18 protein-coding genes and 2 pseudogenes are annotated in these 25985 nt (G+C 43.7%); 5 read left to right on the top strand and 15 right to left on the bottom strand.

Features of this window, described 5'->3' with window-relative positions:
• Positions 1-76: 76 nt before the first annotated feature.
• A pseudogene (locus ACEYW6_RS21440) lies at positions 77-973 on the top strand (DUF655 domain-containing protein); the annotation flags it as partial.
• A 157-nt stretch (positions 974-1130) separates the two neighbouring features.
• On the opposite strand, the gene kdpC reads toward ACEYW6_RS21440, so the two are convergent.
• The 6 genes from kdpC to ACEYW6_RS21410 form a co-directional block, all read right to left on the bottom strand.
• Positions 1131-1769, bottom strand: coding sequence for a K(+)-transporting ATPase subunit C (gene kdpC, locus ACEYW6_RS21435; RefSeq protein ID WP_412981328.1), 639 nt, complete (start codon positions 1767-1769; stop codon positions 1131-1133).
• Positions 1769-2038, bottom strand: a complete 270-nt coding sequence (locus ACEYW6_RS21430) for a potassium-transporting ATPase subunit F (protein ID WP_196510092.1) — start codon at positions 2036-2038, stop codon at positions 1769-1771. The genes kdpC and ACEYW6_RS21430 overlap by 1 nt, the downstream gene beginning before the upstream one ends.
• Before the next feature lie 6 nt (positions 2039-2044).
• The gene (kdpB, locus tag ACEYW6_RS21425; protein ID WP_412981327.1) at positions 2045-4186 is read right to left on the bottom strand and encodes a potassium-transporting ATPase subunit KdpB; all 2142 of its coding nucleotides are present in this window, start codon (positions 4184-4186) and stop codon (positions 2045-2047) included.
• 3 nt (positions 4187-4189) lie between these two features.
• Positions 4190-4579: a hypothetical protein gene (locus ACEYW6_RS21420; protein WP_412981326.1), complete on the bottom strand. Its 390-nt coding sequence runs from the start codon at positions 4577-4579 to the stop codon at positions 4190-4192.
• Positions 4560-6326 carry a potassium-transporting ATPase subunit KdpA gene (kdpA, locus tag ACEYW6_RS21415; protein ID WP_412981325.1) on the bottom strand — a complete coding sequence of 589 codons (1767 nt, stop codon included), beginning with the start codon at positions 6324-6326 and terminating at the stop codon, positions 4560-4562. The genes ACEYW6_RS21420 and kdpA overlap by 20 nt, the downstream gene beginning before the upstream one ends.
• A gap of 703 nt (positions 6327-7029) precedes the next feature.
• Entirely contained in the window at positions 7030-7170 is a 141-nt protein-coding gene (locus tag ACEYW6_RS21410) for a hypothetical protein (RefSeq protein WP_412981324.1), read from the bottom strand.
• 71 nt (positions 7171-7241) lie between these two features.
• Here ACEYW6_RS21410 and ACEYW6_RS21405 point away from each other — a divergent pair, with 71 nt between their 5' ends.
• Both ACEYW6_RS21405 and ACEYW6_RS21400 read left to right on the top strand, forming a co-directional pair.
• On the top strand, positions 7242-8129 hold the full coding sequence (locus ACEYW6_RS21405) for a pirin family protein (protein ID WP_412981323.1): 888 nt from the start codon (positions 7242-7244) through the stop codon (positions 8127-8129).
• A gap of 192 nt (positions 8130-8321) precedes the next feature.
• Entirely contained in the window at positions 8322-9566 is a 1245-nt protein-coding gene (locus tag ACEYW6_RS21400; RefSeq protein ID WP_412981322.1) for a cytochrome P450, read from the top strand.
• Positions 9567-9690: 124 nt separating this feature from the next.
• Here the strand turns inward: ACEYW6_RS21400 and ACEYW6_RS21395 are convergent, their stop codons facing one another.
• From ACEYW6_RS21395 to ACEYW6_RS21365, 7 genes and pseudogenes are all read right to left on the bottom strand, one after another.
• Positions 9691-10782, bottom strand: a complete 1092-nt coding sequence (locus ACEYW6_RS21395) for a 2-aminoethylphosphonate aminotransferase (RefSeq protein WP_412981321.1) — start codon at positions 10780-10782, stop codon at positions 9691-9693.
• 77 nt (positions 10783-10859) lie between these two features.
• Positions 10860-12020, bottom strand: a complete 1161-nt coding sequence (aepY, locus tag ACEYW6_RS21390; RefSeq protein ID WP_412981320.1) for a phosphonopyruvate decarboxylase — start codon at positions 12018-12020, stop codon at positions 10860-10862.
• Between the two features lie 10 nt (positions 12021-12030).
• On the bottom strand, positions 12031-12366 hold the full coding sequence (locus tag ACEYW6_RS21385; RefSeq protein WP_412981319.1) for a hypothetical protein: 336 nt from the start codon (positions 12364-12366) through the stop codon (positions 12031-12033).
• 11 nt (positions 12367-12377) lie between these two features.
• Positions 12378-14033 (bottom strand): phosphoenolpyruvate mutase, encoded by a 1656-nt coding sequence (gene aepX, locus ACEYW6_RS21380; protein ID WP_412981318.1) that lies wholly within the window; start codon positions 14031-14033, stop codon positions 12378-12380.
• A gap of 42 nt (positions 14034-14075) precedes the next feature.
• Positions 14076-14831: an NTP transferase domain-containing protein gene (locus ACEYW6_RS21375; RefSeq protein ID WP_412981317.1), complete on the bottom strand. Its 756-nt coding sequence runs from the start codon at positions 14829-14831 to the stop codon at positions 14076-14078.
• Positions 14832-15211: 380 nt separating this feature from the next.
• Positions 15212-15394, bottom strand: a pseudogene (locus tag ACEYW6_RS21370) (transposase); the annotation flags it as partial.
• A gap of 154 nt (positions 15395-15548) precedes the next feature.
• Entirely contained in the window at positions 15549-15767 is a 219-nt protein-coding gene (locus tag ACEYW6_RS21365) for a helix-turn-helix transcriptional regulator (RefSeq protein ID WP_390666638.1), read from the bottom strand.
• On the opposite strand from ACEYW6_RS21365, the gene ACEYW6_RS21360 reads away from it, so the two are divergent.
• Positions 15760-15945, top strand: coding sequence for a DUF2673 domain-containing protein (locus ACEYW6_RS21360; RefSeq protein WP_390625464.1), 186 nt, complete (start codon positions 15760-15762; stop codon positions 15943-15945). The two genes, ACEYW6_RS21365 and ACEYW6_RS21360, sit on opposite strands and share 8 nt — an antisense overlap.
• Before the next feature lie 803 nt (positions 15946-16748).
• On the opposite strand, the gene ACEYW6_RS21355 is transcribed toward ACEYW6_RS21360, so the two are convergent.
• Together ACEYW6_RS21355 and ACEYW6_RS21350 are read right to left on the bottom strand one after the other, a co-directional pair.
• Positions 16749-21149, bottom strand: a complete 4401-nt coding sequence (locus ACEYW6_RS21355; RefSeq protein WP_412981316.1) for a PAS domain S-box protein — start codon at positions 21147-21149, stop codon at positions 16749-16751.
• Between the two features lie 187 nt (positions 21150-21336).
• Positions 21337-23694, bottom strand: a complete 2358-nt coding sequence (locus ACEYW6_RS21350; protein WP_412981333.1) for a glycoside hydrolase family 31 protein — start codon at positions 23692-23694, stop codon at positions 21337-21339.
• Between the two features lie 580 nt (positions 23695-24274).
• Here ACEYW6_RS21350 and ACEYW6_RS21345 point away from each other — a divergent pair.
• Positions 24275-25804, top strand: coding sequence for an FAD-dependent oxidoreductase (locus tag ACEYW6_RS21345; RefSeq protein WP_412981315.1), 1530 nt, complete (start codon positions 24275-24277; stop codon positions 25802-25804).
• Positions 25805-25985 lie beyond the last annotated feature (181 nt).

Raw genomic sequence — 25985 nt, 5'->3', positions numbered from 1 at the left:
TCCACTAATGTATAAAATATCCTTTCCTAAATTTTACTCATCTCAATAATTTTTTTGCACTTGTGAGAAATCCGGGTTTAATATCATGTGGGGAGATGGCCCAGGAGGTAAGCTAGATAGTCAATTTGGTTTGCAAAAACCGATGCGTTTACCTAAACAAATAACTTTAGGTAGCACCCAAATCACTGTGCAATTTTCGCCTACTTCTCCAACTCAACCTTGGAGTAATAGTAGTAATGGTTTAATTGGCAAAACTTTAGATTCAGCAAGTAAATCTGTTGATATGGCATTATTTGTCTTTTCCGAACAGCGGATTGCCAATATTTTAGAAAAACGCCATCAACAAAGTGTGAAAATTCGCGCTTTAATTGAACCACAATTTGCCTATCGCCCCTATAGCGAAGCATTGGATATGATGGGGGTTGCTCTTAGTAACAAATGTAAATATGAAGTTGATAACCATCCTTGGCAAAATCCAATTACAACTGTAGGTGTACCTGTGTTAACCAAGGGTGATTTATTACATCACAAATTTGGTGTTATTGATAGTCAAACAGTAATTACAGGTTCTCATAATTGGTCAGATGCTGCTAATAATGGTAATGATGAGACGCTTGTAGTAATTGAAAGTCCTATTGTTGCTGCCCATTATGTGCGAGAATTTGCTCGTCTTTATACCAAGGTTAAACCCGGCTTACCACCAGGAATTCAAGAGAAAATTAAGTTAGAACAAACACGCTGTCCCCAGATAAAAAGTTCTTCATCAAGTGAACAACAAGCAATTAAACAAATAAATATTAACACTGCAAGTATGGAAGAATTAGCAACTCTCCCTGGCGTGGGCAAGAAGTTAGCACAGCGGATAATTATTAGCCGTCAACAGCAAAAATTTACATCTTTACAAGACTTGGAAAGAGTTCCAGGAGTTAGTACTAAGACATTAGAAAAATGGGGTGAGCGCCTTATTTGGTAAGGGCGCACAGATGTTCACTAACTTTTTGAGTAAATTCTTGGAGGTTGGCATTAAATACTAAGTTTTTTGGTTTAACTTGACCTTAGTAGCGATCGCGAGGGTAAATAAAGCTATTTTTATCTTCATAATTAGGCTGTAACAGAAATAGCCTATGCCTTTATCCTTTGATCTTATCCAGAGCTAGATTCAGCTTCAATACATTAACTCCAGGCTCACCAAAGATGCCAAGAAAACGACCATCGGTATTTTGGGCAATCAAAGTTTCCAGTTGGGGGGGGTGAACTCCTCGCGCCTTGGCTACTCGTGCAATTTGAGCGATCGCAGCTTTGGGTGTGATGTGGGGATCAAGGCTGGAACCAGAGGTGTAGACTAGATCAGCAGTCGGCTGTACACCTGCTGTTTTCAAACGATTGAAGTCACCTTCAACCTTTTTGCTGGGGTCGGGGTCATTTTTACCTTTGATGCGTTCCAGTAATGCGGGATTACTAGGAGCCAAGTTACTAGCACCAGAAACCCCGGTTTTCAAAACTCCCGCATCGTCCTTTTTGGGGTCGGCTGTGCTGTAACTGGTGGTACTGGGACGGCTGTTAAAATAGCGATCGCTACTAAAAGGTTGACCAATCAAAGCAGAACCGACAACTTGACCTGTGCTATTTGTTAGTAAACTACCGTTTGCTTGAAACGGAAACACAATCTGCCCAATGGCAATCATCCCAAAAGGATAAATAATCGCTGCAATAACCCAGAGTACCAGGGTAGAACGAATAGCCCTGCTAGCTTCGCGTGCAAAACTCATTAGAATTTCTCCGGTACAAACATTACAAAAAATAAATAGATGGAAAGCCCTAGCGTCACCAGTCCTAACAGCCCCAATCCCCAAGATTGACTGCGGGAAAGCTGTTCACCAGTAGCCGCATAAACTAGAGGTGCAACCACTAGGTTGAAACACATCGCCAAGAACAAATACAGTGGTAGCTTTTGTCTACGCCATTGACACCAGATTTCAGTTATTTCTTCTAATACTTGAGATGCAGCGAGCGCGCGGCGGATATTAACGGGTTTCATAGTAAATTAAGACAAAGGTAAGATGATATCTATCAGTTTGATGGCAATGAAGGGAGCTATGATACCACCAACGCCATAGATGAAGATGTTGCGACGTAACAGTTGATCTGCTGTTAAAGGTAAAAACTTTACCCCTTTGAGTGCTAGCGGAATTAATGCCGGAATAATTAAAGCATTGTAAATCAGCGCCGAGACGATCGCAGATTGAGCACTCTTTAATCCCATAATATTAAGTGCGCCGATTCCAGCCGCTGCAAAGATAGTGGGAATGATGGCAAAATACTTGGCAATATCGTTAGCGATGGAGAACGTTGTCAATGCTCCACGGGTAATTAGCAACTGTTTACCTATGGTTACTAAGTCAATTAACTTCGTGGGGTCAGAGTCTAAGTCCACCATGTTGGCAGCTTCTTTGGCAGCTTGCGTCCCAGAGTTCATCGCCACACCGACATTTGCTTGAGCCAAAGCAGGTGCATCGTTAGTACCATCTCCGGTCATTGCCACCAATTTACCCTGAGATTGTTCAGAACGAATCACCTCAATTTTGTCTTCTGGAGTCGCTTCGGCAATGAAATCATCAACCCCAGCTTCTTGGGCAATTACCGAAGCGGTAATTCGGTTGTCACCTGTGAGCATAATAGTCTTAACACCCATACGGCGGAGTTGGTCAAACCTTTCTCGCAGTCCAGGTTTCACAATATCTTTGAGGTAAATGACACCATAAATATTGTCATCTTGGCAAACAGCTAAGGGTGTACCCCCTAATCGGGAAACTCGCTCATAAGCTGCGTCTATATCATCAGGAACGTCGCCACCACGGGAACGGACAAATCCTTTAATGGCATCCACTGCTCCTTTGCGAATTTGTTTGCCATCGGGTAGATTTGTGCCACTCATCCGGGTTTTTGCGGAAAATTCCACACCCTCGGCTTTGTCGATATTAAAGTCTACCGCAGCTTGGGACTTTTCTGCCAATATCACAATTGACTTGCCTTCTGGCGTTTCATCAAACAAGCTAGCAGCAAGGGAAACTTGCGCCACATCTTTGATTGAGTGATTATTCAAAGGAATAAACTCGTCAGCCATCCGATTACCCAAGGTGATTGTGCCTGTCTTATCCAGCACCAGGGTATTGATGTCACCGCAGGCTTCTACTGCTCGACCAGAGGTAGCAATGACGTTAAACTGGGCAACTCTATCCATCCCTGCAATACCGATCGCACTGAGCAAACCACCGATAGTTGTAGGAATTAAAGCTACCAGTAGCGAGATGAGGATAGCAACGCTAGCACCCGCCCGCAAACTGTTTGCCGCCTCAGCCCCAAAGGCCGTGCTGATAAAGCTGGCGATGTAGCCAACAAATGGGGGCATTGTCGCCACTACAATCAGGAATACCTGCGTTAACACTGCCAACAATACCGTCAAAGCAATCTCGTTGGGAGTCTTGCTGCGTTCTGCCCCTTCAACCAGGGAAATCATGCGATCGATAAAGCCTTGACCAGGGTCAGCACTAATACGAATTGTCAATTCGTCTGATAGTAGGCGTGTACCGCCTGTCACCGAACTGGCAATATCTGTACCTGGTTGCTTCAGCACTGGGGCAGATTCCCCAGTGATTGCAGACTCATCTACTGAGCCGATGCCTTTAATTACATCTCCATCGGCGGGAATCATATTATTTGCAATCACTTTTACCAAATCCCCCCGTCGCAGTTCGGTAGAATTGACTTTTTCTATCGAACCATCTGGGAGGATTTTATTAGCGATCGTATCCGATCGCGTCAATCGCAGTGAATCAGCCTGTGCTTTACCGCGTCCTTCAGCTACAGCTTCGGCAAAATTTGCAAAAACGAGTGTGAAAAAGAGAATGAAGGCAATCAACCCGTTTAACAGGCGTTGTTGGTTGGCATCTGCCTGGATTGTGCCAAATAGATTTGGGTTAAGGGTAACAAGGAAGGTGACAATTGTGCCCACCCAAACAACAAACATAACTGGGTTTCTGACAGTAATTCGCGGATCGAGCTTGACAAATGACTCACGAATTGCTCTCTGGTAAAGCCCCCGCATATCTGTTTTGGGGGTGTGTTTGCGCGAGTCACGAGTTCCAGATGGAATACGAGGGGAGGGAGAATCAGTAGTAATTGGCATACATTAAATCTTGGGAATGGGGCATTGGGCATTGGGCATGGAACGATGAGGACGATGAATGGTGTTCCGAGGACGATGAATGGTGTTCCCAAGTCGATAAATGGTGTTCCGAGGACGATGAATGGTGTTCCCAAGTCGATGAATGGTGTTCCGAAGTCGATGAATGGTGTTCCAAGGACGATGAACGGTGTTCCGAGGACGATGAATGGTGTTCCAAGGACGATGAACGGTGTTCCGAGGACGATGAATGGTGTTCCGAGGACGATGAATGGTGTTCCGAGGACGATGAATGGTGTTCCGAAGTCGATGAACGGTGTTCCGAAAGTCGATGAATGGTGTTCTAACTCTCCCCTGCCCCTCCGCTCCCCAATCCCTAGCCGATACCTTTGGCAATAAAGAAAGCTTCACCAATGGGGCCTAATGCTAATACTGGGAAGAATGTAAGTGCGCCCAAAATTAAAATCACGCCTGCGGTAACGCCTATAAATAGTCCAGTATCGGTTCGCAATGTACCAGTGGTGTAGGGAACAGCTTGCTTACGAGACATACTATCTGCTAAAAACAGCAAACCCAAAACTGGAATATAACGTCCAGCCAGTAAACTGAAGCAGGTACTCAAGTTCCACCACAAAGCAGTTAAAGTTGGTTCTGTACCTGTGGCGTTGGCGAAGCCCGTCGCAGACATCGCAAAAGGAGACGGTTGTGAATCGCCTAAGCCTTCAAACCCAGAACCGTTGTTAGCAGCAGCGGAGGCGTATTCATAAATTACTTGAGCAAAGCCGTGGAAGCCGGGATTGCTAATTCCTGATAGTTGATCGGGAAATGCCAAGGTGATACCTGCGGGAATCATAATTGCGATCGGGTGAACTAGCAGAATCAGGAAACTAGCAAGAACAACTTCGCGCTTTTCAATCTTGCGTCCGAGAAATTCTGGTGTGCGCCCCACCATCAGCCCTGTAGCAAACACAGCCAGAATCAGGTAAGCGAACAAATAAGCGGTTCCTGTACCCTGTCCACCCCAGATAATTTGCAGAAACATATTGGAAAGGGTAATAAAACCGCCGTTGGGCATAAAGGAGTCGTGTAAACTGTTGACTGCGCCGCACATAGTACCAGTTGTACTCGTTGCAAATAATGCAGATTGTGCCCAACCAAACCGGACTTCTTTACCCTCTAGGTTCGGCTGCTGACTACCTAGAAGTGCATTAACAGCCGGATTACCGTTGTATTCACCAATGGCAGTGACGATGATAAATACAACATAAAGTACACCGACCATGCCATATACTAACCAAGCTTGCTTGATATTATTCGCAAACAAACCATAGGTGTAGATTAGGGAAGTGGGAATTGAAAGCATCGCCACAATCTGAATCAAGTTTGAAAATCCGTTGGGATTTTCAAAGGGGTGTGCTGAGTTGATGGCGAAAAAGCCGCCGCCGTTTTCCCCTAATAGCTTGATAATTTCAAAATGGGCAACAGGGCCACGAGCGATCGCCTGACTAAGATTTGGATCTTCCAAGATGGGGAATACAACTGCACCCGCCAGTGTTTCGGGAACGCCAGATGCCATCAAGGCGATCGCGCCCACAATACAAATAGGCAGCAAAATTCGGGTAATCGAGCGAATTAGGTCTACATAAAAGTTGCCCAACGATCTACCCGTTAATCCCCGAATAAAAGCAATCCCCACCGCTAAACCAGTCGCAGCAGAGGTGAACATATGATAACCAAGACCCCACATTTGGCTACCATAGCTCATGTAAGTTTCACCAGAATAATGCTGCTGGTTGGTATTAGTAATAAAGGAAATGGTAGTATGCAGCACTGTGTCCCAAGTTGGGGCATTTATCCCCGCCGGATTGAGGGGCAACCATCCCTGATTCATAATGATCAAGAAAATCAGCAACCCCATTGCTAAGTTGCTGTATAGGATTGCCCGCCCATACTGCCAGCCCGTCATATTTTCTTTGCTTTTAACGCCAACCAAGGCATAAAGCACTCGCTCAACCGGATTCAAAATTGGGTCGAGAAAAGTACTTTGCTCTAGGTAGACACGCGCCATGTAGCGCCCAAAAAATGGAGTTAACACTACTACAATTAATAGCGTTAATACAATTTGAATCCATCCTTCTAGCATTTAATTAGTTGAACTCCGACATAAATAAAGTTCAGATGTATATCAGATATTTTATTAGAAATAACAGAAAATCAATGAAATATATTGGCATTATTATTAGCTAATACCATTTATTTTTAAGACTGCACCAAATTTGATTGACTTTTTATTTAATTCCTTATTTGTGTACTTGCGACACGCTGCGCGATTGCAGTAGCCTGCGGCAAGCTGCTCTGCGTCTATGTTTATGTATCTTCATGCAGAATTTGTATAACCTCTAACTATGTGCTTTCTCTATCAATCATGGAGTTTTTTGTTAAAGAAAACAAGGTATAAATTAATATTTAAACTAGCCTATATAAGGAATATATTTATTGATATATACAAGCATTCAAAGCGTTTATCTTGATATATATCTGCAAATATAGAAGAACAGCTAAATTCTAAACAAATAGCTATAGCAATCTTATTTGAGTTATAAAAATTATCTAACCGCCTTCTGGTGCATCGGCTTTTGCCAACGCGTTGCGTGAACGAAGAGAAGAAAATAAGCAAAGAAGTTTACAATTCATTTACATTTATATGTAATAGACTTATTGCATAAGTCGGGAAAAGGGAAAGGGGGAAGGGGAAAAGGTTCTGTATTGTCCCCTTCCCCTTTAACCTTTAACCTTTTCCCCAAGAGTGCAAAAAGCACTTTTGCAAGAGGTCTAATATTTTTAACTTAAGCAACACGATAACCTCGGCAGATAGTTGCACTCAAGGGGGGTACGATCGCATCGGCTCTTTTTCCTACTTCCAGACTACCGCGATCGCAAAATACATTAATTACACAAAGAGTCTTTGATTTAAACAGATAACTCATAAAGGTTAACTTGTTTGGCAGTAGATATACTTATAATGATTCCAGCATTTACCAATCACCCTCTATGATTTATGGCAATCCTTCAACTGATTGAACCCGAAATTAAAAATCTGGGTGGGTCTTTTGCCCGCCGCAGTTTGCCATATCCTAATCGCCAAATGGTTGGGCCGTTTATCTTTTTTGATCATCTTGGGCCGTCCGTTATGCCCCCCAATCAAGGCATCGATGTCCGACCACATCCTCATATCAATCTTGCAACGGTAACTTATTTATTTGATGGTGCTTTGATGCATCGGGATAGTTTGGGTACTGTGCAGGAAATCAAACCAGGTGCAGTGAACTGGATGACAGCAGGAAAGGGGATTGTACATTCAGAACGCTCACCTGACTCTGACCGTCACAAAGAAACTACTATTCATGGCATTCAAACCTGGGTCGCCCTACCTGTTGAAAACGAAGAAACCGATCCAAAGTTCATTCACTATCCTGCTGAAACCCTTCCCACTTGGGAAGAGAATGGCGTTGTCATCAAACTTATTGCTGGGCAAATATTTGGCTATACCTCACCTGTAGATTTTTTCTCACCTATCCTCTATTTAGATGGGGTGTTATCTGCCAATGCCCACTTCACTATCCCTACTGATTATTCAGAAAGGGCAGTATATAGTGTCACAGAGGGATTGAGGATTAATGATGAACCGATAGAGCAATATCGTCTCGCTATTCTAGAGCCAGGTGATCAGATCAGCGTTTCTGCTACTGCCCCTGCTCGATGTATTGTTATTGGCGGTGAGCCGTTAGGTACACGCTACAAATGGTGGAATTTTGTCTCTAGCCGACCAGAACGAATAGAGCAAGCTAAAGCTGATTGGCGCAACTCCCGCTTTGCTACCGTGCCAGATGAAACAGAGTTTATTCCACTACCAGAAGTGGTGACAGAAGCTAATCCTTTTTCATAGGCGTTTGAAGGGTCATTGTTGCATGAATGACTTTGTGCTCTTCTGGAGAATCTTTTCTTTGATCCGTCGCGCATTAGTTTCGGCATAACCAAAGGCAGGGCGCTTTACGACAGCGAACGGTGAGTATCTTGTTAAGATGATATTGACTGCATAATTACTCAAAGCAAACCATCATTGACCACCAGTAGAAGCATGAAGCATCTGTCGGACTACAACTTCTTTGACCCAGAACTGCTTGTGTGTCCTTATGAATTCTACAAACTGGCACAAGAGCAAGCACCAATTATGGAGCTACCTAGTCCCAGACCTGACACCAAACTCTTTCTCGTTACCCGCTATGACTTGGTGATAGAAATTCTTAAGGATACAAAAGTATTCTCTAGCAATTTCTCTACTTTACTGGCTGGCAAAGGAGAACAGGATGATGAGTTGCAGAAAATTTCTGCTCAAGGCTGGCCTCAGATGAACACCCTACTCACGGCAGATCCGCCAGAACACGAGCGATTTCGCTCGCTGGTGAATAAGGCGTTCACCTCGTCGCGTGTCAACAAAATGCGTGACTTGATTGAGCAGATTGTTGATGAACTTATTGACAGTTTCATTGAGCACGGCAAGTGTGAATTCGTGAGTGAGTTTGCCGTACCCTTACCGATCAAAGTTATTGCTCAACAGTTAGGTGTGCCGCAAGCAGATTTGCCGAAGTTCAAGCAATGGTCTGATTCTTTTATTGCACGCCTAGGTCACACACTTTCTAGAGACCAGGAGATCGAGTGTGCTAAAGATGTTGTTGCTTTCCAGCACTATTTTCATGATGTCATAGACTCACGCCAAAAACAGCCTCAAGATGATTTGATTACTGACTTGGTACAAGCAAAGGTGGCTGGAGAGCGATCGCTCGACACTGCTGAATTACTAAGTATAGTTCAGCAAATATTAGTGGCAGGCAATGAGACTGTCACCAGTGCACTCGCGGGTGGGATGTTATTGCTGACAAACAATCAAGAGCAAATGAAGTTGCTACAAACAGATATTTCCCAGCTAGAGAACTTTGTTGAAGAAGTTCTACGAATGGAAAGTCCGACAGCGGGAATGTGGCGAGTTGTGATGCAAGATACAAAACTAGGAGACGTTGCTCTCAAAGCTGGGTCTTTGGTGATGATCCGTTTCGATGCTGCTAACCGCGACCCCATAAAATTTCCTGAAGGTGAGCGTTTCGATGTATGCCGCCATAATGCCAGCAACCACCTATCTTTTGGTTATGGCATTCATTTTTGTTTGGGCGCTATGCTTGCTCGTAAGGAAATGCAGATCGCCTATGAGCGTTTACTGCTACGGCTTAAGAACATCCGCTTGGCACAAGAAAATTACCAGTACTTGCCGAACATACTCATGCGCACAGTGAAGTACCTCCATATTGAATTCGACAAAATAGCATGAAATGGGAAGCAACGCGATTTTGTCAGGTTGGATCAAAAACAAGCGATGCCTTCTCTTACCCTGCTGGGGGCTGCTGCCCCTAATCAGCCATTCCCATGCAAAGCATGGGAACGAGAGAATATTATTAATTACGAATTATTTGTTTAACTACACCAACAAAGCGTTCCATGTCAGCGTGGGTAATAGCTCCCATTGTCGATACTCGGAAAATAGATTGAGCTAAATTTCCCTGTCCAGAATAAATTATATAGTCTTGTGCTTTCAGTTGGTCGTGAAATTCTTCATATCTGAAACCATCTGGCAAGTAGTAGGCATTTAAGACAACGGATGAGCTGCCAAGAGGAAGTAAGGGTTTAATTCCGATTGAGGCTAACCCGTCTCTGACTAAGCTGGCAAGTTGGCTGTAATGGCTGTGTCTAGCACGCCAACCCCCTGCTTCTGCCATTTCTTGCAAAGCTTCTGTTAAGGCATAAAATGTCTGTACTGATTGCGTAAAAGGTGTACCGCCTCGGTCTTGCTGCTGGCAATAGGTTCCTAAATCTAAATATAAGGTGCGGGGGATTGTGTCTACTGACGGCAGTGCATCCCGTTGCAGGATGACAAAGGACGTTCCGGGGACACCATGCAGACATTTATTGGCTGTCGCAGCGCAAGCCGTGATTCCCCAATCTGCAAAATTTAGTTCCTCAGCACCAAAACTGCTGACTCCATCCACTAATAGTTTGATGCTGCGTTCTTGACAAATTGGCGCAAGTTCCAGCAAATTATTTAGGCGACCAGTAGTAGTTTCGTGATGGACGACAGCAAGGTGGGTGATGTCGGCGTTTTCATCTAAAAGTTTGACTAGAGCGTTGATATCTATTTCGGCATCCCAAGCATGGGAAAGTGTGATGTAATTAATGCCGTGGATTTTGGCAATTTTGGATAGTCGTTCGCCATATACACCGTTTTCAATGACCAGCAATTTCCCATCGCTTGGAACTAAACTGCTGATCATCGCTTCCATTGCTGCGGTACCAGAACCAGTGAGGAGAACTGCTGCCCAGCGAGCGCTTCCAAGACCATAAACTTGAAGTAATTGTTCGCGGATTCTGCTTTGAAGTTGGGAAAATTCCACCTCACGATGACACAAATCGGGACGCAACAGGGCATTTCTGACGCGATCGCTCAAATTGACGGGGCCGGGATTTAGTAAAATCATTTTGTCGTTAGTCATTGGTCATTGGTCATTGGTCGTTAATAAATGAAGAGTTGGTATTTTGAATTTATTAATTACGAATTACGAATTACGAATTACGAATTACCAATGTGTTTCATAAAGCGTTGTAAAACTGCTTCTGGCGTAAGGTTGGGTCTGGGTAGCTTTTCTAAAGTTCCTGGACGGATTTTTAAATGAGCGAATTTAGGTCTAGTGTTAGCATCTGCGGTAAATAATGTATTTAAAAGCGAAGGGTCATCTCCGGCTAATGTAACGCCGTAACCGCAGGCTTCGGCAATTTTGGCAAAGGAGATACCCGCAGAAACGGTAGCTTGTGCGCCTGTGGAATCGTGGACTTCATTATCTAAGAGAATATGAATCAAGTTAGCACCGCCATAAGTGCCGATGGTAGCAAAATTACCCATTCGCATCAGTGCTGCCCCATCACCATCAATCACTACTACATTGAGGTCTGGACGTGCTAAAGATAGTCCCAACCCCATTGAAGAAGCGCAGCCCATCGACCCAACCATATAAAGATGATTGGCGCTGTCTTTGCTAGCAAAGAGTTCGCGTCCCGTGTATCCGGTAGTGGCAATTATTACTGTGTTTTCTGCATCAATGAGTTCCACAATCCGAGCTAATGCTTCGCTGCGAGAAATGCGTTGCTTTTTGTTATCCCGAAAAAAGCTTTGCTGAATATGAGAAATACTACTATTTTCTCGTTCGGGCATAGAAGAACGAGTGAGTGCATGGGGGGCAATTGTTCCTTTACGCATAATTAGAGCATAAGGTCGGCGCTCCTGTTGCATATAAGCTGTGGCTCTTTTCAGAACTGGTTCTATTTCTGCTACGTCTGTGGGAAAAAATTCCCAAGGTACAGTCATAGTTTCCAGCAATTTATCTGTGATTTGTCCCATTAATTCATGTTGCGGTTCATCTTGTAAATGGCGATCGCCTCGTAAGGTACAAATCAGCAGCAACGGAATCTGAAAGATGTAAGTGAGGGAGGTTAGCGGGTTAACTGCATTCCCCAACCCAGAGTTTTGCATCATCACCACGGCTGGTTTACCAGCAATTGCGGCTCCGGCTGCGATCGCTACAGCATCCCCCTCATTGGCTGCGGAGATATATCTAAGTTGAACGTCATTGATGACGTAGTTAATAAAGGGCGTGAGAAAAGAACAGGGTACGCCAGTGTACCACCCAAAGCCAAAATTACGCGCAGCTTCTACAAATTCCTCTGCCTGAATCATAATTAAAAATTTACAGTAATTTTTGAGATAGAGACGCGATTAATCGCGTCTCTACTGGGAGATTGAGAAGAAAGATTATTACTTCGACCTCTGAACTCGGAACTTCGACCTTTGAACTCGGAACTTTAACCTCAGAACTCAAAACTTCAACCTCAGAACTCGGAACTTCAACCTCAGAACTCAAAACTTCAACCTCAGAACTCGAAACTCCGACCTCTGAACTCAAAACTTCAACCTCAGAACTCGGAACTCCGACCTCAGAACTCGGAACTTCAGCCTCAGAACTCGGAACTTCAGCCTCAGAACTCAAAACTTCAACCTTACAATTCCAATCCCCAATTCCCAATCCCCAATCCCCTATTGTTTTAATTGAAAAGCAAGGTCAAGATCATCTAAAGAATTAACATCTAACCAATTACCGCGAATATAAAGCACCTTGATCGGTTTTCCTTGCTCGATTAAATAATTACATAATTCTGGCAAACCCAAACTGTTGAATTCCGGCCGTTTTTGCAACTCATTGAGTGCTTCACTTAGCCACTGTCTACCTTGACTCCGCAAGCGCAGCATCCCAATCCAGCGGCCGCTAGATTTACCCAATTGCGTTTGTGTTGTTTTAGAAACGTTCAACAGGTTGACATCCTGTCCAAACAAAGAAAGGTCATCTGGAATTGAGCAATAGGCGTAGTCAGGTGAACCGCTAACAGACTTGCTGTTCGCCACAGAATCAACCACAGCCACAATTTCTCCGGGACATTCTAATAAATCGCGCAGAATGTAGCTTCTAAATAGTAAATCCCCATAAAGCACTAGCATCTCGTCGCCGAAACTGTTTTGAGCGCAGGCTAAGGATGCTAATTCTCCCGTTGTTTCATAATCAGGGTTGCGGATGACTTTAGTTCCCACAACATCTATAGTTTCTGCTTTGTAACCTGCGACAACGGTAATATCATTGATGGCAAGTTTTTTGAATTTGTCCACCAACAACCTGAGCAGTGGTTTACCTCCAAGGGGTAACATCACTTTGGGTTTATCTTGCGTCAATCCTGCTAATTCTTGTCCTCTGCTAGCAGCCAAAACGATCGCTTGAGTATGTTGTCGTCCATTGCTAAAGTAGCGTTTTTCAGCTTCTAACAGTTCATCCGCGCCCTGTAGCCGGAAAATTTCCTTTACGGGAGCAATATCATCTTCAATGTTGATTAAAGTTTCGCTGGCTTTAACTTCGCGTGCGATCGCTTGCATACTAGCAACAGCAGCTCGAATCATGTGATTTGCCCAGATGACCAAATTAACTTCGGCTTTGCGAAACACATTGGTGGCAGTGCTGTAATATTTAGTCGGTATAATCACTAACGGGGAACGACCCGCCCACTCTTTGGCAAAGGCTAGCACTTGGTCGGGACGCGATGATTTACTGTGAATCAAGATTGCGGTTGCTCCTGCGGCATGATAAGCTTCAGCTCGGCGCATTGCCTCCGAAAGATCCCACCCAGCTATCAAAGCTTCGAGTCGGGCGACGATACAGAAATCTGGGTCTGTCTGACTATCCTTACCTGCCTTAATTTTGCCGCAGAATTCATCAATATCAGCCAAAGCTTGGCGACTACCGTTGATAAAGCTATTAGTTTTGGGAAAAAGTTTATCTTCAATACAGACTCCAGCAATACCTCGCTGTTCTAACTTTTTGACCAGGCGGCGCATATTATTAAAGTTGCCATAACCGGTATCTCCATCTAATAAAATGGGGATGTTGGTGACATCAGACATGAACTCTAGCATTTCCACAACTTGAGTCCAACTGGCTTCATTATTATCTCGAACGCCATATTGAGCCGAAAGGGCTAGTCCACTCGCCCAAATTCCTTTAAATCCAGCCTCTTCCACAATGCGGGCGCTAATCCCATTGTGAGCTTCCATAATGAAGTCGAGTTGAGGCGATTCTAGTAATAGCCGCAATTGGGCACACTTATTTAATTTTGCAGCGGTATCAATGGGTGCAAATATTTGATGCATCTATTCTGCTTTTCTCAACCTATATAATAATTGAAGATATTTTCAGACATTTTCTGCGACTTCTATCTGAGGTAAAATATCGTTTTGGGCACGTTGAATATCCTGGGGAAAATCAATTTCGAGCCAAGGTAACCCAGTGATGTCTTCGTAGCCAAATGTTGCTGGAGTTTCTAACAGCAGATCCCGAATTACTTCTTCATAAGGTTCATCATCCAGTCCATCAGCAACATACTGTTCTGTGCGAGTAGCAAGACGGTGAGCAACAGCACTTTCAAAACGAAAGAATCCTACTGATTCGCCTGCAAAATCATAAGTCAAACCAAGAGCTACTTGTTTGCGAAACTCGACTAGATAATTATCTCTGACACAAAGCTTCACGGGTTCATCCCCAGGTTCAAAATCCCGATCCAGCAAGAAGCAGTTGGAGACATTTGTCTTTATCAGTTGTTCGATGATGCTGCGATCGTATAAAACATCTGCATCCATTAATAATATGTCACCGCCAGCAACTAGCTGTTGACGTAAAGTCCAAAGACTAATGACACTACCTTTAGTGTAGTCAGGATTATAGACTGTACTAACCCAATTTTCGGCTCCCAATGCTTTGATTTCCTCCTGAATTTTTTCAGCTTGGTAACCTACAGCAATTACCACTTCGTCAATGTGGCAATGACGAAGATAGTTCAAATGGCGCTCTAATAGAGATTTACCGTTAAATTTCAGTAAGCATTTGGGTTGGATTTGCCCGTCTTTACCTAAGCGTTGTCCAACGCCAGCAGCTAATATAATTGCCTTCATCGTCAAGTCACCAACAAAGCTAAAACACCAGGAAATCTGGAAATTTTCCCAGTATTTTATAATGACTGTTTTTTGCTCAAGACAATATTTGTTAATTAATTCTTAACATGGAGTTAGGGAGAAAGTTCTCAACCACCAACATTTTGTTCTGAGAGGATGTTTGAAAAGTGGTATGTTGTGATTTTAATCGAATTACTACCCCCCTTAATCCCCCCTTATAAAGCTATCCATTATAAACATCTTTCTTAACAGAAAGGTTGACAAAAGCGAGTAGTTATGTAGGAGGAAGGAAGGGGAAAAAGTACCAGTGACTGGAGAAAATGGGTGTCAGAAGTAAGAAAGTTTGAAAAAGTGTGACTTTCTCATAACTATCTCAGTCTAATCATCGATGGTTTGATGTATGGTGAATCCCAGAAGTCATAGGTGGCTTTAGTTTCTGCCCATATCCCACTGGCTTGTGGAATACTCGCTTCTGGTTTAGCACTTAGATTTTCGACTATTTTGATCAACCGCTTGGTTCTTCTTGCATCACCTAATTCCGTTCTTTCTAGTTCTTGTGTGATCCATTATTCCATTGTTAACTTTGCTATGCTTCTGGCTCTTTGTATAGACAATACACAACTTCTCGTTTTTGTCCATCTTTCTTAACAGAAAGATGTTTATAATGGATAGCTTTTTAAGGGGGGCAAAAGCCCTTCAAAAATGCGATACTACCATTCAATTATAGGACATGTTTGCTTGTCGCTTGGTGTGAATATTTTTCATGTGCTTCTTCACGGTGTTTATGGTGATGTAAAGCTTAGTCGCTATTTCTTTGTAGCTGTAGTTGCTTCTATAGAGAAACCAAATTTCAGATTCTCGCGGTGTCAAGTCAAATTTTTTAACTTCAGTGAGTGCTGCATTTTTTACAGACTCATATTGGTTTTCTATGGTCACTAATAAGCAAGGCGCTTCAAACCCATCTAAATCTAGCAGTCTCACCCTAATCCGAAAAATATTTAACTTATCAAGCACAATCTCATCCGACAGAATCAGAAGTTTATCAGAAAACAAATACCGACTATTGAGTAACGATTTACAAAGATTCCAGATGGCTGGGGGAACAAAATTCTGATTAAAATTGCCTTGATGGAATTGACAACAAAGGCGATGAGCAGATGCATTAGCATGAACTACTTCACCAGTTTGGCTTAAAATTAATATTCCGTCTTCTAAGCCTTCAATTACTTCTTGTAAAAAATCAGCTCGCTTCGAGTTATGTAAATCAATACTATCTAGCTGTTGTGGTTCAGTTAATGTTTGTTTTAGGGCGATCATAGTAGTTATATTATTGTATAAAATAATCCTTGTTTGTTAGATACATGAGAGTTAAAAGACGCATCATCTATTTTTTGCATGATTAACTGAATAATTGGGTGAATATTACAGGTCAATCATGCTAGTACCAGTAAATACAAATATTATTTTTAACACTATTTTCTTATAATACTTAATTCACAAATTATGTAGCCTCTTTGTCACCCATTTCAGTTACATACATTAAATACAACTTTGAAATTGCCTATTTCGGAAGTCACTTCTAATAAACCTTGGATAATTTCTCCCCGCCTGTAGTGACCTTCTTCAAAATGCACTAAAGGAGGAAATAAAAGAGCAAGCCTTTTTAAGAGGAGTCATTGAATTGCCTATTGAAGCCGCTTTTGCTAAATAGCGATCGCCCCAATACGCAATAATTATTCATATTGAGATAAAAATTTACATATAAGTTATTTTTATATGCAAGTATTCACCAAATAAGCTAAATCATAAATAAAAAACTGCTTTTTGGTGATTGTTAATTAGGAAAAAGTTTGAATTTTATATAAATTTTGATATTAGAAAAGAAGGAGATTGCCAATGCCCAATGCCCCATTTTCTCTAAGTTCGTCCCACAAGGCTGGCAACTACTGTAGCTAACTCCGCCGCCTCAATAGGTTTAGGTAAATGTAGCTGATAACCTTCTTGTATAGCTCGCATCCGATCCTCTGGTTTAGCATAAGCTGTCAACGCTGCGGCTGGAATATTTCCTCCTAGTTCTGGGCGTTGCGATCGCAGTTTGCGGATCAAAGAGTAACCATCTTCCTGGGGCATACCGATGTCGCTAACTAAAACATCTGGTTTCCACTGTGTAATTACTTGCAATGCTTCTTGAACTGATGCGACTGCTTGAACTTCGGCTTGGTACTGTTCGAGAACTGTGGTGATGAATTCACGGCTATCGGCTTGGTCATCTACAACCAGTACCCGCACGCCAAGGAGGGAGACGGGGAGAGGGGAAGACGGCGGGAGGGGCGCAGGGGCAAAGGGTCTGATCGGGGCACTCTTCAAAAGTGGTAGCTTGACTGTAAACGTCGCTCCTTGTTCTTCACCGGGACTATCTGCGTGGACAGTACCGCCATGTAATTCTACTAAATGACGGACGATCGCTAATCCTAGTCCTAATCCACCATAGGTTCTAGTACTAGAACTATCAGCTTGACGAAAGCGATCAAAGACGTAAGGAAGAAAATCAGGACTGATCCCAATGCCTGTATCAATCACCTGAATTTGGGCGTATTTATCCGTTGTCTGTTCTTTTTCTTGTCCACTGACCACTGACAATTGCACCTCTACCCGTCCTCCTGCGGGCGTGAATTTGATAGCGTTGGATAGCAGATTCCAGATGATTTGCTGCAAACGCTCGAAATCCCCGGAAACTAAGAATTGAGAATTTTCGCCCAGGAAGTTGTTTTCTTGGTGTTGATTGGTTTGGAATTGTGCTTGTGGAGATTCTAGATTTTCGCTATTAATTCCGAATCCCGAATCTGAATTTGACGCGAAAGTGACCACGGGGAGTATCCCCGGTGGCGCATTTCGCGTTTCTTTTGAGGGAATGAGGGAAAATCTCAAATCGATTTCCTTGGACTGGGCGGCTAGGCTAACAGTGTCGATGGCCGACTCAATCATCGGAACCAAATTACAAGTAAGGACATTGAGGCGTAATTTGCCTCTAGTCATCCGCGATATATCCAGCAGGTCTTCAATTAGCTGGGTTTGCGCTTTGGCATTGCGCTCAATTGTCTCTGTAGCCCTAGCCATTTGGGTTTCACTGAGCTTAGTTCGTTGTAGTAATTGCGCCCAGCCAAGGATGGCATTGAGGGGCGATCGCAACTCGTGGGATAATATTCCCAGAAACTCATCCTTCATGCGGTTAGCTTGTTGCAACTGCTCAGTTTGTTCTTGCAAAGAAGCAATTAAACTAGTTCGTTCCATTGCGATCGCTATTTGGTCGCATACTGCTTGCATCATCCCCTTTTGATTATCGGTGAAGCTTAACCGAGTGCGGCTGCCAAAAGAAAGAGTACCTAACAGCCGTCCTTGGGCGATCAATGGGTATGCATAATAAGCAGTAATGCCTAAAGAGCGAATCAATTCTGTTTTTGGGTCAGTAGATTCCTGTACATTCTCTACAGACATGGGATGGCGTTCGTGCGCTACAGTACCACAAACCCCTTGATTAAGTGCCAACCACTCAATTTCCTTTGCCATCTCCTCGGAAATGCCACTGTAAGACCCCAACCGCATTACCTGAGAGTTATCCTCAACTAAATAGTTAAAGTAAATATCTAAACCAATTTGGTCTGAGAGTTTTCGGTAGACGCTATCGATTAGTGCTACTGGTTGCTGACTCGATAGTAAATCGTTAGCTGTCTCAAATAGTAGCTTTAGCCTTTTGTAACCTAACGAGAGGGCTTTTTGTGTATCCTTGAGGTTGCTGATTTCTTGGAACACCAAAATACAGGTAGCCGGATGACCGTGCATTGCTGGCAAGGTATCAGCAAATATTAATAGAGAACGCACACCCCCAGGAGTGTGCCAGTCTACCTCCAATCCATTCAGGCGTTCGCCAAGGGCAACCCGTACTCCTGGCATTTGTTCATTGGGGATGCGATCACCTGCTGCATTCGTGTAGTGATAAACTGTGTGATACTCTGCGGCTGGTACACCCTTCGGAAATTCGCCTCCAGCTAATTCGTCAGCAGAGCGATTGGCAAAAGTTACCCGCGCCGTTCCTGGTTCGATAAACAGCAACGGTCTTGGCATCAGATTTAACACATCCTCCAGCCATTTTTGCTGATTTAGGAGTGCTTCCTCTGCCTGTTTGCGCTCCGTAATATCTAAAAATGCACCAACACATCCTCTGGTTTTACCCTCTTCGTCAAACAGGGGTGCAACATACTCCAGCAGGTTGACGATTTTTCCATTTTCATGGGCAATATCGACTTCAAAATCCAAAACTTCGACACCATGAGCAGCAGAGTACTGCATCGGGAGTTCCTCTGCTGAGAGTTCCCTTCCTTCTCGGTAGATTTTAAATGTTGGTTTTTCTTCCAAGGAAGCACTGAGGGAGGCATTTGTATCTGGCAATATCCCCAACTGCTTGGCAAAAGAAGGATTGACCTTGATATTTTTGCATTCTGGATCTTCAGCAATGCCAATTCCAATGGGAATTACTTCCAACAAAGTTTGTAACTCAGTAATGCGGCGCTGTAAATCCTTGTTTAGTCGTAATATTTGTTCCTTAGCCTGCTTTTGCTCGCTGATGTTGCGAGTCACAGTTGCTAAGGCAATTGGCTGACCTGTTTTCTTGTCTGTAACAGTGAAGATATTGTAATCAACTGGTATCGGTTGACCTGTTTGGAGATGCCGGAAGCAGAATTCTCCCTGCCAGCGCCCTTGTAATAGCACAGTCGGCAGTATATGTTCTTGAAAATAGGCTTTGTCTTTGGGCATGGCATAATCTAATACTGCTTTTTGCCTGACTTCATCAAGGCTGGCAAGCCCTACCAGCTTTTGACCTGCATCGTTGATGTAAAGTAATTGACCCTCAAGGGTGGTGATACCAATAAAGTCAGAGCTATTTTCTACCAGCGATACTAATTTTTGTTGCTCTGCTTCTGCTTGCTTGCGATCGCTCAAATCGAGGATAAACGCTACTGATTCTTCCCGGTTTTCTCCTACCAACACGTAACCCACTAATACTGGGATGCGGCTACCATCTTTGCGAATATATTCTTTCTCGTAAGGCGTACAAGCACCGTTGGTGTTTCCCTTTGCTTCGGCGACACCTCGCTCATCCAAGTATCGATACTCTGGTGCTGTGATATTGCTCCAACTTACCCTACCTGCTAACAAATCCTCACGCGTGTAACCAATCATCCTCAGATATTCGTCGTTTGCCTTGTGGATACCGCCGTACACATCGCCAAACAGAATCCCGATGACATTAGCATCGACAAAACTCCCCAGTTTGGCTTCGTAGGTTCTCAGTACTTCTTGGGCGAGATCGCGTTGATGGCTGAGACTTTCAATAACTCTGGCGCTTTCCCAAATCAAAATAGTAAAAATCACAATTACAACGATCGCAAACAGCGACACTGCAAATGCTGCGCCGTATTGTCCTGCTCGTTCACCTTCAACAATTAACCACCCCAATACAAAAGGTACTGCGATCGCGGCAATTAATAAACGACGTGCAAGTAAGCCGCCGTAGGTATCACTAGTAACTACCCTCATTAACCCCTGTTCTGCCCGCGCCCACAGAATGCCCATACTTAGTAAGCTGAACAGCCCCGCTGTGTGTAAGGCCATTGATGTTGTATAAGGGGCAAGTCCGTAGAGAACTCTCACTTTATAGGCATAGCCCATGACTGCCTGAAAGGAAATTAAAGCCGCGACCAGAGCGATAATCTGGGCATACCAATAACTGCGCTGGGTTTTTGGATGAACCAAAAGTTGTAGGGCGATGCTCACCAGCATAAAGTTCACTGCTGTGTTTACCCCCATTCGCCCCGGATGTGATGTCGCTATACTAGTTGGCGAATCACGAAACACTAGTTCATCAATGCCGAAATTCCAGCCAAACAGATATTGACAGAGTGTGAGCGCAGCAATTGTGGTGACAGCTATTGCACAGACCCTGGAAATTAGCAGAGTAGGAAATCGGGCGCTGTGGGGGTAATTTTGAATTGTTGTGTTCTCCCTGCTTTCTGCCCTGCTTCCTCCTGTTGAAAACAGCCACAGCGATACACCACACAACACAAAACATAGTGCTGTGTTGACTTTCATTGTGGCGGGACTACCAGGGAAGCCGCGCTTAAGAACTTCAATGCCAAGGCACCAGCCAACTAGTACCAAGCTGCCAACAAAAACAGCGATCGCACTTGCGACTTGTGCCACAAGCGAATTTGTAGGGATCTTAAATATATCTTGCAGCCGCAAGCGGTTAACATTTAACATTTAGTGTTCTCTAACCGCATCTATCTAGCGTAGTAAACTTCCGTATTTCTTACGGGTTAATCATTTATGTCCTTTGTATTTTAGGCTACCCATTGACTTACTTTTCATCTACCTCTATGCATATTTTTTCTTGCACAATTTAGAGTAGGAAATAATGGTGGCTCAAAAAACCACCTTTGCGAGGATTTCAAAATTGCAGAGTCTGTCGCTTACCATCATCTTGGAAACGTTGCTCTCCAACACCAACAAGTTCTACAATCACTTCACGCAGTGGAGGTGTCCATTTCCCAACTCTTGCTCCAATTTCTACTACTGTTTTGTTTGCCTCTGTAAATACACTTATATTGGTTAGTGAAAACTCTTGAGCTTGATACTTGCTTGTCTGTCCATCATCTTCAAATAGCTGATATTCGTTATTACCAGGCCAAATCCGTAATCGGATCTCTTCGAGTGGGTGTTGATCAACGTATTGCCTGACAGGTTGCATGGGGATGATCGCACCGCTACGGACATACAGTGGCATTCTTTCCAGTGGTGCATGAGCAAGAATGTGAATCGGGCCTTCATAGCGATCGCCACTCCACCAATCATACCAAGTGCCCAGGGGTAAATAGACAGATCGATGCTCAACTCCAGGGCGGTAAATTGGTGCAGCCATCAGCGATGCACCTAGCAATACTTGATCGTAGAGACTATAGGTTTTCGGATCGTTAGGGAAATGGTACAATAATGGTCTTAAAATCGGTGCGCCTGTTGTTACCGCTTCCCAGAAAAGAGTGTAGATATAGGGAAGTAGTTGGTAGCGTAAATTAATATATTCTCGACAGATATTTTCAACGCGATCGCCAAATACCCAGGGTTCATGACGAGCAGTAGACATTGCCGAGTGACCGCGCATCAATGGGTAAAGCATTCCTACCTGCATCCACCGAGCAAATAATTCAGCCGTGGCGTTACCAGCAAACCCGCCAATATCGCAACCCACAAACCCCACACCCGAAAGTCCCATATTGCAAAGCATTGGCAGAGACATTTCTAAATGCTCCCACAACGATTGGTTATCCCCCATCCATACAGAAGACCAGCGTTGCACCCCAGCATAACCCGATCGCGTTAACACAAATGATCGCTCTGAACTTCGATGCCGTTGCAACCCTTCATAGCAAGCTTTAGCCATCATCAACCCATACAAGTTATGCACTTCTGTATGAGTAGAAGAAGATGCAGGGATATTCCCCTTGTCCCCTTGTCCCCCCTGCGGTGCATCTAGCGGAAACCAAATCTTTTCACCATCATCCCCGAAAGGGCGATCGTTTATGGCAGGTTCATTCATATCATTCCAAATTCCTGCCACTCCAATATCAGTTAGGCTTTTGTGTAAATCAGCCCACCAGTTAGACACATCAGGCCGTAAAAAGTCAGGAAAAACAGCTTTCTCAGGCCAAACGTAGCCGTGGAACAAGGCACCATTGGCTTTACGCACAAAATAATCGTTTTCTAATCCTTGGTCAAAAACGTGATACTTGGCTTCTGGTTCATATTTCACACCAGGATCGATGATTGTGACTGTTTTGAAACCATCCTCTGCTAAATCACTAATGAGTTTTGCCGGGTTGGGAAAGCGTTGAGGACTCCAAGTAAACACCCGATAACCCCGCATATAGTCAATATCCAAGTGAATAACATCGCAGGGAATGCGGCGCTGACGAAATTCTTGCGCCAGTTCCCGCACAACAGTTTCTGATTCGTAACTCCAGCGACATTGGTGATAACCTAGCGCCCATTTAGGCGGTAATGGCATTCTTCCAGTTAGCTGAGTGTAAGTCTCCAGGATTTGGGCTGGTTCGGGGCCGTAGATAATGTAATAATCCAACTCTTCGCCACGAGTTTCCATCTTCCAAATACCTGGCTGTTCAGCACCGATATCGAACTGACTCCAAAAAGTAGTGTTGAAAAAGATGCCGTAGCCTAACTCTGGGCGCAAAGCCATAAAAAATGGAATTGCTTGGTACATTTCATCAGTCAGTGCATCATAATCTAAGGCATCCGTTGTCCAGTTGGTTTTTACTTCGCTGAGTTTATCCAGAAAGCCTGTGCGTTCACCAAAACCATAGAAATGTTCATCGGCTGCAATTTCTTTCCATCCTGCAACTGCACCCATCCGCCAACCTATACCCATCTCTGCATCTTGGGCAAAAGGGCGATTAGCTTTGTCGAAACAGGCGATGCGGCACTTTTCTCGCTGGACGCACACACGAATCTGTTCTGTTTCAATTTCTACCGTTGCTTCAGTTTCCCGGACTGCAAAAGGTGTTGTCGCCCATTCTCCATCATCTAGCGTCACTGCCCAAGAGTGGCGGGGCATAAATTCCCCACTTGGTGCGAAACGCACGCGGATTAAATTGGGCGCAAGTACGGTGACGGTAAAGCGTGAGTCGCCACAATCAAAATTAATAATATTATTGTCCCAGGTTACAGCTTTTACATTACTAACAGTTGTCCAAGGTTGGTTAGTAGTGGGTAGTTTTCCGAAATATTGCGGCATATCACTTATTAAGAGGGTTAACACTTGTCCGCATTCATGATTACAGAGATACTCAGCCTCAAACTCTTTCTTTCGCTAGAAGTTGGGTGAAAGATTAGCAGATATTTTTTGGCAAGAGTGGTTTTTGTAATGCACAAGTTTGTGTTATTACCGCAGGGTAACCCAATATCAAGAATTCTGAATGAGGCGAGAAAGACAAATACGATGTTTATTCAGTATATTTTATTTGGGAGAACATCGCATGTCCAGGCATCACCAATCATATTTGCTGTCACTACCCAAGAATATTATAAAGAATCTATTTTTTAATAGACAAAGATTTTGCGATTTCATCCCCTATTAAGCAGATTTTTATGTCTATCATGATGCAGATACATTATTTACAATTAATAGTCTAGGCTTATACAATAACAAGCTGGAATAGACATTTTAGCTGAGTTGTGGCACGGATTAAAGACACATAAAGGCATAATCACTGAAGGAAAAATGTTTCGATATTTTTCCTTCTTACTTTCCTATTGCTCTTACCTCCATAACCTTCTTTCCAGCAGAATAAATTAGGCTTGAGACTCTAAAAAATATGCGAAACGACTCTGGTAAAACTATTTCTATTTGGATGACAACGGCAGAAGTCCCAAATCAACCCGTGCTTACCGAAAATACTCATGCAGATGTGTGCGTTGTCGGTGCTGGAATAGCAGGAATGTCAACTGCCTATATGTTAACCCGCGCAGGTAAATCAGTGGTGGTGCTGGATGATGGCCCTATTGGTGGTGGTCAAACTGCAAGAACAACGGCACATCTATCGAATGTCCTGACTTATCGTTACCACGAACTGGAGCAAATGCACGGTAAAGAGGGCGCACAACTTGTTGCTCAAAGTCATACAACAGCAATTAATACTATAGAGGCGATCGCTACCCAAGAAAACATTAACTGCGATTTCGAGCGACTTGACGGCTATCTTTTTCCGCCAGACCTCAAATCAATAGATGAGATTCAGCACGAGTTAGAAGCAGTACACCGAGTTGGACTCACTAATGTTGAAATGGTGAAAAAAGCGCCGTTGGCTGGCTTTGATACAGGAGTATGTCTACGCTTTCCCCAACAAGGGCAATTTGACCCACTAAAGTATCTAGCTGGACTTGCAGAAGCCATACAACGGCGTGGCGGTAGAATTTATACAGGGACGCATGTAGAAAAAATCAAAGGTGGTTTACCTGCCCGCGTTGAAACGAGTAGTGGAAAAGTTGTGACAGCTGATGCTGTGGTAGTAGCAACCAACTCACCCATCAGTAATTTAGCTACTATGCACTTTAAACAGGCTCCATACATGACTTTTGTCATTGGTGCAAAAGTACCTCGCGGTTCTGTTCCTAAAGCCCTTTATTGGGATACCCTCGACCCCTACCACTACGTAAGATTACAAAGCATTGACGAACAATATGATCTATTAATTGTTGGTGGCGAAGACCACAAAACCGGACAAGCTGACGATGCCTCCTCACGATATGCCAGACTCCAAACCTGGACGCAAGAACGTTTCCCGATGGTACAAGAGGTTTTATTTCGCTGGTCGGGTCAGGTAATGAATTCTGATGATGGTATTGCCTACATTGGCCAAAATCCTTTTGATGAGGAAAACGTCTACATCGTCACGGGTGATACAGGCATAGGAATGACCCACGGCACGATCGCGGGGATACTCCTAACTGACTTAATTTTAGGGCGAAAGAATACCTGGACAGAGCTTTATGACCCATCACGGGTGAGAATTGGTGGAGTAGGTGATTTTATCTCCGAGAATCTTAACGTTGCTGCCCAGTATTTAGAGTGGGTGACACCAGGGGATGTTGATTCCGTTGAAAAAATTGCTCCCGGTACAGGTGCAGTAGTGCGGCATGGTTTGACAAAAGTCGCAGCTTACCGAGATGAAAACGGCATACTGCACGAACATTCTGCAATCTGTACTCACCTTAACTGTATCGTTGCCTGGAATTCCTCAGAAAAGACCTGGGATTGTCCATGTCACGGTTCGCGGTTTGATACTCAGGGCAAGGTAATCAACGGCCCAGCAATTAATGGGCTGGCACCAGTGGAAAACAAGTAAAAATTGGAGACCGTAGCTTTAACCTGGCTCGAAACAACTACTTGAATTTCCATGTATTGAGATCGGTGAGAGGTCAAATATTCATAAATATTTTATTGAGTGGGCCAACAGCCCACTTTTTTATTGTCAATCTCGTAAATATACGGGAACTTCTTGTTCTCTCTTATGGTCACTCTATGTC

This window comes from Nostoc sp. UIC 10607 (assembly GCF_047228265.1).
In the GTDB taxonomy this organism is placed as follows: domain Bacteria; phylum Cyanobacteriota; class Cyanobacteriia; order Cyanobacteriales; family Nostocaceae; genus Nostoc; species Nostoc foliaceum_A.
The sequence above is the reverse complement of the archived record's forward strand: the minus strand, read 5'-3'. Positions and strand labels throughout refer to the sequence as shown.

What these genes read in the sequence shown, in the direction of transcription:
- ACEYW6_RS21375 (WP_412981317.1), bottom strand. Translation starts at nt 14,831, where the DNA reads ATGAAGGCAATTATATTAGCTGCTGGCGTTGGACAACGCTTAGGTAAA.
- ACEYW6_RS21355 (WP_412981316.1), bottom strand. Translation starts at nt 21,149, where the DNA reads ATGTTAAATGTTAACCGCTTGCGGCTGCAAGATATATTTAAGATCCCT.
- ACEYW6_RS21350 (WP_412981333.1), bottom strand. Translation starts at nt 23,694, where the DNA reads ATGCCGCAATATTTCGGAAAACTACCCACTACTAACCAACCTTGGACA.
- ACEYW6_RS21395 (WP_412981321.1), bottom strand. Translation starts at nt 10,782, where the DNA reads ATGACTAACGACAAAATGATTTTACTAAATCCCGGCCCCGTCAATTTG.
- aepY (WP_412981320.1), bottom strand. Translation starts at nt 12,020, where the DNA reads ATGATTCAGGCAGAGGAATTTGTAGAAGCTGCGCGTAATTTTGGCTTT.
- kdpA (WP_412981325.1), bottom strand. Translation starts at nt 6,326, where the DNA reads ATGCTAGAAGGATGGATTCAAATTGTATTAACGCTATTAATTGTAGTA.
- ACEYW6_RS21430 (WP_196510092.1), bottom strand. Translation starts at nt 2,038, where the DNA reads ATGAAACCCGTTAATATCCGCCGCGCGCTCGCTGCATCTCAAGTATTA.
- ACEYW6_RS21345 (WP_412981315.1), top strand. Translation starts at nt 24,275, where the DNA reads ATGCGAAACGACTCTGGTAAAACTATTTCTATTTGGATGACAACGGCA.
- ACEYW6_RS21360 (WP_390625464.1), top strand. Translation starts at nt 15,760, where the DNA reads ATGGTCACTAATAAGCAAGGCGCTTCAAACCCATCTAAATCTAGCAGT.
- kdpC (WP_412981328.1), bottom strand. Translation starts at nt 1,769, where the DNA reads ATGAGTTTTGCACGCGAAGCTAGCAGGGCTATTCGTTCTACCCTGGTA.
- ACEYW6_RS21400 (WP_412981322.1), top strand. Translation starts at nt 8,322, where the DNA reads ATGAAGCATCTGTCGGACTACAACTTCTTTGACCCAGAACTGCTTGTG.
- kdpB (WP_412981327.1), bottom strand. Translation starts at nt 4,186, where the DNA reads ATGCCAATTACTACTGATTCTCCCTCCCCTCGTATTCCATCTGGAACT.
- ACEYW6_RS21405 (WP_412981323.1), top strand. Translation starts at nt 7,242, where the DNA reads ATGGCAATCCTTCAACTGATTGAACCCGAAATTAAAAATCTGGGTGGG.
- ACEYW6_RS21410 (WP_412981324.1), bottom strand. Translation starts at nt 7,170, where the DNA reads ATGAGTTATCTGTTTAAATCAAAGACTCTTTGTGTAATTAATGTATTT.
- aepX (WP_412981318.1), bottom strand. Translation starts at nt 14,033, where the DNA reads ATGCATCAAATATTTGCACCCATTGATACCGCTGCAAAATTAAATAAG.